This window comes from Arthrobacter sp. D3-18, from assembly GCF_054408525.1.
Genome location: NZ_CP096440.1, coordinates 4,633,517 through 4,643,368 on the forward strand (window position 1 = coordinate 4,633,517; position 9,852 = coordinate 4,643,368).

Genomic DNA, 9,852 nt, shown 5'->3' on the forward strand with positions numbered 1-9,852 from the left:
GTGTGGCCGTTAACCGCTGGAAAATTTCCTTCCTGCAGGATATCAAGGCTGGCGGAGCGGGTATTAACCGAACAGCCAGGAGGATCCGTGCCCGAGTCCAAGCCCCGCAAGCGGCCTGCCCGTCAGGCCCAGCAGACTTCCGCAGCGCAGCAGTACAAGCCGAACCCGGTTTGGTACAAGGCTGTCATGTTCGGCCTGATGATTCTCGGCCTGATCTGGATCATCACGTTCTATATCACCGAGGGCCAACTCCCTATCCGCGAGTGGGCCTCGTGGAACATCGTGGCAGGCTTCGGGATCGCGATTATCGGCTTCCTTATGACCACTCGCTGGCGCTCCTAGGAATTCCGCACCTCACATTTCCGTGCCCGTGAACGTCTACAGGATATGAGCAGCCGGCACACCACCTTGGATTCCCCGTTGGGGCAGTTAACGCTGACTGCCCGCGGGGAATTTTTGACGGGCATTTTCTACGAGGGTCACTGGCATATGCCCCAGCCGGACTACTTCGGAGATCTCACGGGAATCGATGACCCGGTTTTCGCGCGGACCCAAACCGAACTCGCCGAGTATCTGGGTGGTCATCGGACGGTTTTCGATGTGCCGTTCGAAGCCTTAGGAAACCCCTTCCAGGAGAAGGTCTGGGACCGGCTTAAACATATTCCCTTCGGTGAAACCGTTACCTACGGGGAGTTGGCGTCAGAGCTGGGGGACCCTCATCTTGCCCAAGCTGTTGGGTCCGCCGTTGGACGCAACCCCATAAGCATCATCATTCCTTGCCATCGGGTTGTGGGACGCAACGGACAACTCACCGGATACGCAGGTGGCCTTCGGAACAAGCGATTCCTCTTGGAATTGGAAGAGCCGGCAGAAGTGCGGGAGGGCAAGCTTTTCTGATGAAGCCAGGGCAAATGGTCAACAAGAAGCCGTTCGAAGCAGTGGTGCGGGAACAGGGTGCCACCGTGCTTCGGGTGTGCCGTGCCGTTCTCGGAGTGCACGATGCCGATGATGCGTGGTCAGATACGTTCCTGGCCGCCCTGCAGGCCTACCCCACCCTCCCGGCAGGGGCCAACGTTGAAGCTTGGTTGGTCACCATCGCCCACCGCAAGTGCATCGACCAGGTGCGTGCGGGTAGCCGCCGCGCCCTGCCGGTGGACCATCCACCTGTACAACACTCCAGCCTCGGCATTCCCGGTGACGGGCATGAGGAATTGCTCGACGCCGTAACGAGCCTTCCGCCGAAACAGCGTCAGGCTGTGGCTTACCACTACCTCGCCGGCCTTCCCTATAACGATGTTGCTGCCCTGTTGGGGGGCACCGCCGAGGCTGCCCGCCGTGCCGGCGCTGACGGTGTGAAATCACTCCGCTCCGCCCTTGCTGCACATCAGTCGCTGGCTCATACATCCTCGAAAGGTGATATCTGATGACCCTCGAACTCAGCCCCGATCACGCCGAGGTCGTTTCCCTCCTGCACCCCCTGGATGCAGGACTCGAACCAGCCATTGCCAGCCTCCACGCCCGGTTGGCCCGCGATGCTCAACTGACCCACACCTTGGACATCGCTTACAGGGTTGTGGACTCCCCTGTAGGGAAGCTCCTCCTGGCCGCGACCGATCGTGGAATCGTCCGCGTGGCGTTCGAGCTGGAAGACCACGACTCCGTCCTGCAGCTCCTGGCAAACACTGTGAGCCCGCGGATCCTTCAGGCACCAGCACGATTGGATGATGCCGCCCGGGAACTCGACGAGTACTTCAAAGGCACCAGGACGGAGTTCGATCTCACGTTGGACTTCCGTTTGTGCCGCGGTTTCCGGCTCAACGTCCTGCGCCACCTGCCTCGGATCCCTTACGGCAGCACAGCCAGCTATGCCCAGGTGGCCCAGGCAGCTGGCAGCCCCAATGCGGTCCGGGCCGTCGGAACCGCCTGCGCTACCAACCCTTTGCCGCTCATCGTGCCGTGCCACCGGGTAGTGAAATCTGATGGCAGTTTCGGCGGCTACCTTGGTGGAAGCGAGGCCAAACGCGCACTGCTCCGCCTTGAGGCAGCCGCATGAGTGACGACGCCCTGTTTCCGCTGGAACTTCTGCAGCCGGAAGGGCACGACGCCGGTCCCCGACTGGTTTCGCCTGGCGCCGTCCATGTGCCTGGCTGGCTCACCCTTGAGCAGCAACGGTGGATCGTGGCGCGCTTTGGCGAATGGACACAAGGACCGGTTCCCCTGCGTGCTGCGACCCTCCCTGGCGGACACCAGATGTCGGTAAGGACTGTGTGTCTTGGTTGGCACTGGCAGCCATACAAGTACACAAGGGAAGCCACGGACGTCAACGGCCGTCCCGTACTCGACTTTCCGGAGTGGATGGTGCGCTTGGGGCGGCAGGCAGTGGAAGCGGCCTACACCTCCGGAGTTGAAGATGATGAAGCCCTGAGCAGACTGGCCAAGGATTACACACCCGATGCCGCGCTGGTGAACCTTTACGATGACGGTGCCGCCATGGGCATGCACCAGGACAAGGACGAGCGCTCCAACGCGCCGGTGGTTTCGCTCAGCATCGGGGAAACCTGCCACTTTCGCTTTGGCAATACTCAAACACGGAGCAAGCCATATACGGATGTTGAACTCCGCTCCGGAGATCTCTTCGTCTTTGGGGGACCATCACGGTTCGCGTATCACGGCATTCCCAAAGTCCTCCCGGGAACGGCACCGGACGGTTGTGGCCTCTCACACGGACGGATCAACATCACCATGCGGGTTACGGGATTGTCCTGATGCCGCGGTGCCATCACAAGAATGTCAGAGGCACCGGGCACACTAGCCCTGAAGCTGAATTACCGTCCCACCGCCTTAGCGGTGCGGCTGCAGAGGAGCATACATGACCCCGGATAACGGCACCGTCGTTGGTGAAGATGGGCTGGCGCGCCCGCTATGGGCATCCTCGGATCCCCTCATGCAGGCGTACTACGACCACGAGTGGGGAATGCCCGTCCGCGATGAGCAGGGCATGTATGAGCGCATCAGCCTCGAAGCCTTCCAAGCCGGTCTCTCCTGGGCCACTATTCTTCGGAAACGGGATGCTTTCCGGAAGGCCTTCCTGGACTTTCATCCGGAGAGTGTTGCCGCCTTCGCCGAGGCTGACGTGGAGCGCCTCATGCTTGACGCCGGGATTGTGCGCAACAGGCTAAAGATCAATGCCGCGATCACCAACGCCAAGGCCACCATTGCCTTGCGCGAAGAGGGGGGCTTGGTGGAATTCGTGTGGTCATTCCAGCCCGACAGTACGCCTACTCCCAGCTCAATGGCGGACATCCCCACCACATCCCCGGAATCGATCGCGTTATCCAAGGCACTCAGAAAGAAGGGTTTCGCTTTCGTGGGCCCAACCACCATGTATGCCCTCATGGAAGCGGTGGGCATCATTGATACCCATCTGATGAACAGCCACCGGCGGGGCACCTCAGGAGTTTGGACCTGAGCCGCTGCCCTGCTTCCGCGGTGAACGGCTTTAGCTAGTCCACAGCTCTTGTCCACAGAAGTGTGTAACTTTATCCACAGGCGTGGATAACTTCTGTGGACATCCACCTACTTGTCCGGAAAATCAGCAGCATACCGGCGAACATCATCCCAAAGCTGAGCCACCGCGCTTGTACCCAGTGTGCACCGCGCTGTGGATAGTGCCACAAACTTAACCCAGAGTTCAGCGATCAGGTATTGCCCCATTTGCCGAGGACCCTCGAGCAAACTTCCGGGCGGACCCTCCCCGGCTCGAAAGTCACCATCATCGCCTTGGACAGTTGATAACTTACCCACTTAACAACAACCCCCTACCCACAAGTTATCCACAGATGGGGAAAAGGTGTGGGTTTCCCGTCCCGGATCGCTGGTTTCCCGGGCTTTACGGCACTTCCGGGAAGCTAAACTACAGGCATGTAAGTTATTAACACTGTTGAAAAGCCTGTTGATACCCAGCGCCCTGCGCGATCATTAACAGGGTTATCCACAGACGCCGGCAATATCGCGTGTTTGTCCACAAATCTTCACCCAACGGGGACAAAGTTATCCACAGTTGTGGAGAAAAGCATGCCATTCGGGGGATATCTACCCGTCTGACGAGTATGCGAACGGTTAACACGAATAACTACACACATGTAAGTTACTCACACTGTGGATAAAGCCTGTGGATAAGCTCCGGGAGTACGGTGCTTTCATGAAGATCGACTTCAAGAGGCAGATCCCCAGCTACGGCGCCAAGCACGGCTTGTTCTCCGTGATTACGGTGCCCACCCTGCAGTTCTTGATGATCGACGGTCACGGGACCCCAACACGGCGGAGTCTTACAGGGACAGCCTGGCTACCCTGTATCCCGTTGCCTACAAGCTGAAATTCTTCAGCAAGAATGAGCTTGGCCGGGACTACACCGTGATGCCCCTCGAGGCTCAGTGGTGGGCGGACGACATGGAGTCATTCACTAATGCCAGGGATAAGTCACGCTGGGACTGGACTCTGATGAACATGGTCCCGGACTGGGTCACCCAGGAGCACCTGGACATGGCGCGGGAGGCGGTCGCCAAGAAGGGGGAGTCCCCGCTTCTGAAGGCACTTCGTCTGGAGCCCCTCCATGAAGGTTTGAGCGTGCAAACGCTTCACATAGGTCCCTACGACGATGAAGAGCCAGTGCTCGCGGAGATGCACAACAAATTCATACCGGAGAAGTCGCTGACGATGACCGGCAGGCACCATGAAATCTACCTCGGCGATCCTCGCCGTACCGCGCCGGAGAAGCTAAGGACCATCCTGCGACAGCCGGTTAGGGAATGACGGAGAAGGGGCCCGCTAGCCAGCGGTGACGCGGAACCAGGTGGCCACGGCCAAGAGGCCTGCCACCAGAACCAGCCCGCCGGTCTGCAGCAGTGCCTGGTTCTTGCCGCGAGGTGCGTAGGCAATGGCGGCAGCAGCCAAGCCGCCAGCAATCAGGCCGCCCAGGTGCGCTTGCCAGGCGATGCTGGGCACGAAGAAGCCAATAGCGCCATTTATGGCGATCAGGACCCAAAGTTGCTTGGTCTCTCCACCTCGATGGCGCTGCACAACAAGCATGGCACCGAACAGGCCGAAGATGGCCCCGGAAGCACCCACGACTCCCACAAGGGGCCTGTCCGGGGTCAGCAAAAGGAAGCCCACTGAGCCACCAATTGCGGAAATCAAGTACACAGCCAGAAACCGGATCCGCCCGAGCAAAGGCTCAAGGGCTTGTCCGAAAATCCACAGCGTATACATGTTCAGGACTATGTGAAGCAGGAAACCTTGCGAATGAAGGAATGCTGCAGTGATCATGCGCCATGGCTCGCTGACAGCAAAGATGTTGGCGAACGCAAAGTTTTCAAAGACCGCATCGCCGGGCACGATCCACTGAAGGACATAAACCAGGGCGCACAGGCCAATGATCACGAACGTCACCAAAGGCCGGCCCACTGCCAAAGCTCCGCCATACGGGGAGCGGTATGCCGGCGTCGTACGTTTTTGTTCGCTGACGCAGTCAACGCACTGGAATCCGACGGCGGCCGCCCGCTGGCACTCGGGGCACGCAGGGCGCCCGCAGCGCTGGCACCGCACATAGGAGGGCCTGTCCGGGTGCCTGGGGCACACCGGAATATCAGCGGACGGCTCAGCCGACGGAATTCCGTAACTCATGGGCTCTGGTTCAGCGTGCGACTAGAGCTGTTCGATGTCGATGCTGTTGATGACGACGTCCTCAACCGGTCGGTCCCCCATGCCGGTGCGGACGGACTCGATGGCATCCACAACCTTGCGGGATTCCTCATCCGAGACCTCGCCGAAGATGCTGTGCTTACCGAACAGCCAGTCGGTGTTCACTGTGGTGATGAAGAACTGTGACCCGTTGGTGCCCTTGCCCATCTGGATGCCGGCGTTAGCCATAGCAAGCTTGTACGGAGCGTTGAAGGTCAGTTCCGGGTGGATTTCGTCGTCGAACTGGTAGCCCGGGCCACCTACGCCGCGTCCAAGGGGATCGCCGGCCTGGATCATGAAGTCCTTGATGATCCGGTGGAAGATGGTGCCGTTGTAAAGGGGCGTGCCGGTCTTGTCTTCACCGGTTTCCGGGTGGTTCCAGGACTTTTCGCCCGTGGCCAGGCCAACGAAGTTGGCGACCGTCTTGGGGGCGTGGTTGCCGAAGAGGTCAACCTTAATGTCGCCGAGGCTCGTGTGGATCGTTGCTTTTGCGGTTGCGATGGTCATGGGAACATTCTTCCATGCAGGGTCAACGCCCGTCGGGCTGTAAAGCCGGTTCCGCGCTCGGTGAAATCCGGGACGAACTCGAACAGATGAATAGCCGGTGTTCCACAAGCGACGTAGGCTAGCAACAAACGAGCATGTGTATCGGGAGGTAGTTGTGAAGAAATCAGACCGTATTGCCCGCGAACTCGAACAATCAGTCACGGCTGGTGTGGATAACGCCCGCGACTGGGCTGCACCGCGTGTGGAAGCAGCCGTCAATTGGGCTGTTCCGCGTATCCAGCACGGCATTGACACCGCTTCCCCCAAGATCCAAGAGGGGCTGAAGTCCGCTGCGCACAACCTCGCCGATGGCGTTGCAGTTGTTACGCCGCGGATCCAGGACGGGTTGGCGCATCTCGCGCCGAAGATCCATGACGTGGTTGAAGATGCGACACCAAGGATTCAGGAGACGCTCAACAAGGCCACCCCTGCTCTTGGCCACGCACGGGACAAGGTAGTGGTGGAGTACTTGCCTAAGCTCTCGGAGCAGTTGGGCCAAGCTTCCGTAGCTGTTCATCATGTCCTCGAGAACGCTCCCGCACAGGTGGACGCGGTGGCGCAGAAGCTGGTTGATTCCGGCGTTGTCCACAGCGTCCAGGAGCAGGCTCAGGCCACCGGCAAGCAGATCAAGGCAGTTACTGACCAGGCCAGCAAGGCGGTTTCCGCCGCGTTAGTGCAGGAACAGCCCAAGCCCAAGAAGCGCGGATGGTTGATCGTCACGGTTATTGCTGCCGCCGCTGCTGCGGGCGTTGCCGCTTGGAAGGCTTCCAAGCCGGTTGAGGATCCGTGGAAGACGCCTTCTCCGGTCACACCCACGCCCGCTCCTGTTCCTGCAACGAGCACCACTCCGGCCCCGGCCGATGCCTCGGCGTCGGTCACAGCCACAGTTGCCGAGCCGAAAGCCTCGGACATCACGCCGGAGGAAGCCCAAGCTGAAGTCGAGCAGGCAACCAAGGACGCTTTCAAGAACGTTGAGGATTCCACTGACAAGGTGGCAACCGATGCCAAGACTGCCGTCCAAAACATTGCGGCCAGCCTGCACAAGGACACTGACGGCAAGGACTCCGACGCCAAAGGTGCACAAAACTAAACCCTGACGTACGGCCTCGGACGTGGGCCGTCAAGTCAAATATTGAAGGGACCTTGGCTAATGCCGGGGTCCCTTCAGTGTTTGCCGGCTTGTCATCAAAGCCTCCCTCGGAGACGCCGCCCGAGTGTTAGATTTGAGGGGATGTCAGCCGATAGACCCTTTGCGGGTGCCCTCCAGGATGCTCCGGAACCTCCGGGTGTGTCCATCGTCATCCCGGCGTATAACGAGGAAAGCGTCATTCGCCAGTGCCTCATCGCTGCCATCTACCAGTCTGTTCCTGCCGAAGAGATCATCGTGGTGGATAACCTGTCCACGGATCGTACGGCAAGGATCGTGCGCCAGATGCAGCAGGAATACCCCGAGAGCCCCATCATTCTCCTGCAACAGGATGCCGCCCAGGGGCTGATCCCCACACGTAACCACGGCCTGAATAACGCCACAGGGGAGGTAGTGGGCCGCATTGATGCTGACTCAGTCCTTGAACCGGATTGGGTGGAACAGGTTCAAAAAGCGTTCATGGACCCGTCCATCGCCGCAGCCACGGGTCCGGTGGTCTACTACGACATGCCCATGCGCCGGTTCGGTTTGAAGGCGGACGACAAGATGCGGCAGCTCATGCTCCGCTTGGCCAAGCACCAGTACCACTTCCTCTTTGGCTCCAATATGGCACTCCGCCGCTCGGCATGGGAAACCATCCGTGATGAGGCGTGCCTGGACCCCAAGGACGAGATGCACGAGGACATCGATCTTTCGCTGCACTTGTTCGAGCACGACCTCAAAGTGCAGTACCTTCCGCAGATGGTGTCCGGCATGTCTGCCCGGCGGCTTGAGGACTCGCCGCGGGACTACCGCTACTACGTCCAGCGTTTTGATCGGACGTACAAAGCCCACAACGTCAAGAAGATGGCCCTGAAGGCGCCTATGGTGGTGTTCTTCTCGGTGTACTTCCCGGCAAAGTTGCTGCGTGCCATCCACACGGCCAACTCTGCCCAAGGGGCCCGCCGCGGCGGTGTGTAAACGCCCGACGCCGGTACCTCAGTCTGTGCCAAGCTCGGCTAGGCGCTGGTCTGGTTCCGGCCGCCCACGCCGTTGACCGGCGACGACCACTGCCAGTCCCACAAGGATCAGTGCCAAACCTGCATACGTGCCGGCCGGCAAGGTCTCGTTCAGGAAGACGGCGGCCAGGATTGCAGCACCTGGAATTTCCAGCAGGATGATCATGGACACCAGCAACGGGCTCATGGTGGCCAGCAAGTGGTTGAACGCCGTGTGCCCCACCAGCTGCGCACAGACGGTGATGGCAATAATGCCTAGCCAACCGCCGGCGTCGAACCCTGTGAGTGGCTGAGCGCTCAAGAGAGCGAGCACGGCCACAATCGCCGCGCACATCCCGTAGCAGAGGGTGGTGTACGTTCCAGTTCCCATGGACTGGCGGGCTTTGCCGCCCGCAAGCGTGTAGAGGCCGGCTAAGGCGCCGCCAGCGAGTGCCAGGAGGTCACCAAGCAGCGCTTCCGGGGATGAACCCATGTCGAAGCCTGTGATCGCCACAACGCCGCCGAAGGCGATACCCAAACCCACCAGGACCGGCCACCTGTGCCGTGTACCCCGGAACAACTGGAAAACGGCGATCCACCCCGACTGCAGGCACACCAACGCGGTGGCAGCGGCAACGGACGTCAGCTGCAGCGCCGTAATGAAGCATGCAAAGTGGAATGCAAGTGCCACGGCGGCTACAGCCGACCAGCCAAATTCGCGCCGCGTGATCTTCCCGAATGCTTTCGGCTCCCGGATGACCACGGGGCCTGCCATTACTACGGCACCAATAGCGTTGCGCCAGAACGCGATGGCCAACGCTGTCACTGAGGTGGCACCCAGTGTGCCGGCAATGAGCGGTCCGGAGGACGCCACGCCAAGGACACCGAGCGCAGCAATGAGAAGGGTCACGCATCTACCCTAGTGCGGTGGCTACCCTAGTGCGGCGGGGAGGCTCGGCCGTCCGTGGCAGGAGACCATTTCCTGTCGGTCATGACCCGCATATGGGTGTGACCCTTAAATGCGAAAGTCCCGGTCATTTCTGACCGGGACTTTTCTTATGGTGGAGGCACGGGGACTCGAACCCCGAACCCCCTGCTTGCAAAGCAGGTGCGCTACCAATTGCGCCATGCCCCCATAAGAAGCAACCCGTCAATCATACCCCATGCCCGGACTGGTATTTACCAATCCGAACCGGGCTCCTCGGCTAGTCCACCGTGTCGGTCGACTTGCTCCAGACATCCTTCCGGGCTTCGGATTCCTGCGCCTTTTTATAGACCAGGACACCTGCGATTGCCGCTGCCACTACTACTAGCAACTTCTTCACAAGCACCTCATTCCGGTTCAGTTTTACCTGAACCTCTTTCGGTTCCGTGGGCGTACCAGGACTTGAACCTGGGACCTCTTCGTTATCAGCGAAGCGCTCTAACCGCCTGAGCTATACG

At 60.0% G+C, this 9,852-nt stretch carries 12 protein-coding genes, 2 tRNA genes and 1 pseudogene; 9 read left to right on the plus strand and 6 right to left on the minus strand.

Annotation, left to right across the window (positions count from 1 at the left end; translation table 11 throughout):
* Nucleotides 1-87: 87 nt before the first annotated feature.
* The 7 genes and pseudogenes from M1D89_RS23810 to M1D89_RS23840 all read left to right on the plus strand — a co-directional run bounded on the left by M1D89_RS23810 (nt 88) and on the right by M1D89_RS23840 (nt 4,812).
* Nucleotides 88-342 carry a cell division protein CrgA gene (locus M1D89_RS23810; protein ID WP_017199768.1) on the plus strand — a complete coding sequence of 85 codons (255 nt, stop codon included), beginning with the start codon at nt 88-90 and terminating at the stop codon, nt 340-342.
* Between the two features lie 45 nt (nt 343-387).
* A complete protein-coding gene (locus tag M1D89_RS23815; protein ID WP_498647556.1) occupies nt 388-897 on the plus strand; it encodes a methylated-DNA--[protein]-cysteine S-methyltransferase in 510 nt (169 codons plus the stop codon).
* The gene (locus M1D89_RS23820) at nt 897-1,424 is read left to right on the plus strand and encodes an RNA polymerase sigma factor (RefSeq protein ID WP_498647558.1); all 528 of its coding nucleotides are present in this window, start codon (nt 897-899) and stop codon (nt 1,422-1,424) included. The genes M1D89_RS23815 and M1D89_RS23820 overlap by 1 nt, the downstream gene beginning before the upstream one ends.
* On the plus strand, nt 1,424-2,053 hold the full coding sequence (locus M1D89_RS23825) for a methylated-DNA--[protein]-cysteine S-methyltransferase (RefSeq protein ID WP_091464295.1): 630 nt from the start codon (nt 1,424-1,426) through the stop codon (nt 2,051-2,053). The genes M1D89_RS23820 and M1D89_RS23825 overlap by 1 nt, the downstream gene beginning before the upstream one ends.
* Nucleotides 2,050-2,766, plus strand: coding sequence for an alpha-ketoglutarate-dependent dioxygenase AlkB family protein (locus M1D89_RS23830; protein WP_498647560.1), 717 nt, complete (start codon nt 2,050-2,052; stop codon nt 2,764-2,766). The genes M1D89_RS23825 and M1D89_RS23830 overlap by 4 nt, the downstream gene beginning before the upstream one ends.
* 103 nt (nt 2,767-2,869) lie before the next feature.
* Nucleotides 2,870-3,469 carry a DNA-3-methyladenine glycosylase I gene (locus M1D89_RS23835; protein ID WP_498647562.1) on the plus strand — a complete coding sequence of 200 codons (600 nt, stop codon included), beginning with the start codon at nt 2,870-2,872 and terminating at the stop codon, nt 3,467-3,469.
* Nucleotides 3,470-4,201: 732 nt separating this feature from the next.
* Nucleotides 4,202-4,812, plus strand: a pseudogene (locus tag M1D89_RS23840) (GyrI-like domain-containing protein).
* 15 nt (nt 4,813-4,827) lie between these two features.
* On the opposite strand, the gene M1D89_RS23845 reads toward M1D89_RS23840, so the two are convergent.
* On the minus strand, nt 4,828-5,682 hold the full coding sequence (locus M1D89_RS23845; RefSeq protein WP_498647564.1) for a rhomboid family intramembrane serine protease: 855 nt from the start codon (nt 5,680-5,682) through the stop codon (nt 4,828-4,830).
* A 21-nt stretch (nt 5,683-5,703) separates the two neighbouring features.
* The gene (locus M1D89_RS23850; RefSeq protein WP_017199760.1) at nt 5,704-6,246 is read right to left on the minus strand and encodes a peptidylprolyl isomerase; all 543 of its coding nucleotides are present in this window, start codon (nt 6,244-6,246) and stop codon (nt 5,704-5,706) included.
* Nucleotides 6,247-6,400: 154 nt separating this feature from the next.
* On the opposite strand from M1D89_RS23850, the gene M1D89_RS23855 reads away from it, so the two are divergent.
* Nucleotides 6,401-7,375 (plus strand): hypothetical protein, encoded by a 975-nt coding sequence (locus M1D89_RS23855; protein ID WP_498647566.1) that lies wholly within the window; start codon nt 6,401-6,403, stop codon nt 7,373-7,375.
* Nucleotides 7,376-7,516: 141 nt separating this feature from the next.
* Complete coding sequence (locus M1D89_RS23860; protein WP_498647567.1) at nt 7,517-8,392, plus strand: glycosyltransferase family 2 protein; 876 nt, start codon at nt 7,517-7,519, stop codon at nt 8,390-8,392.
* Between the two features lie 18 nt (nt 8,393-8,410).
* On the opposite strand, the gene M1D89_RS23865 is transcribed toward M1D89_RS23860, so the two are convergent.
* From M1D89_RS23865 to M1D89_RS23880, 4 genes are all read right to left on the minus strand, one after another.
* The gene (locus M1D89_RS23865; protein ID WP_498647569.1) at nt 8,411-9,319 is read right to left on the minus strand and encodes a DMT family transporter; all 909 of its coding nucleotides are present in this window, start codon (nt 9,317-9,319) and stop codon (nt 8,411-8,413) included.
* A 149-nt stretch (nt 9,320-9,468) separates the two neighbouring features.
* A tRNA-Ala gene (locus tag M1D89_RS23870) sits at nt 9,469-9,544 on the minus strand.
* A 70-nt stretch (nt 9,545-9,614) separates the two neighbouring features.
* Nucleotides 9,615-9,734 (minus strand): DLW-39 family protein, encoded by a 120-nt coding sequence (locus M1D89_RS23875; protein WP_217639245.1) that lies wholly within the window; start codon nt 9,732-9,734, stop codon nt 9,615-9,617.
* Between the two features lie 47 nt (nt 9,735-9,781).
* Nucleotides 9,782-9,852 (minus strand) — tRNA-Ile (locus M1D89_RS23880).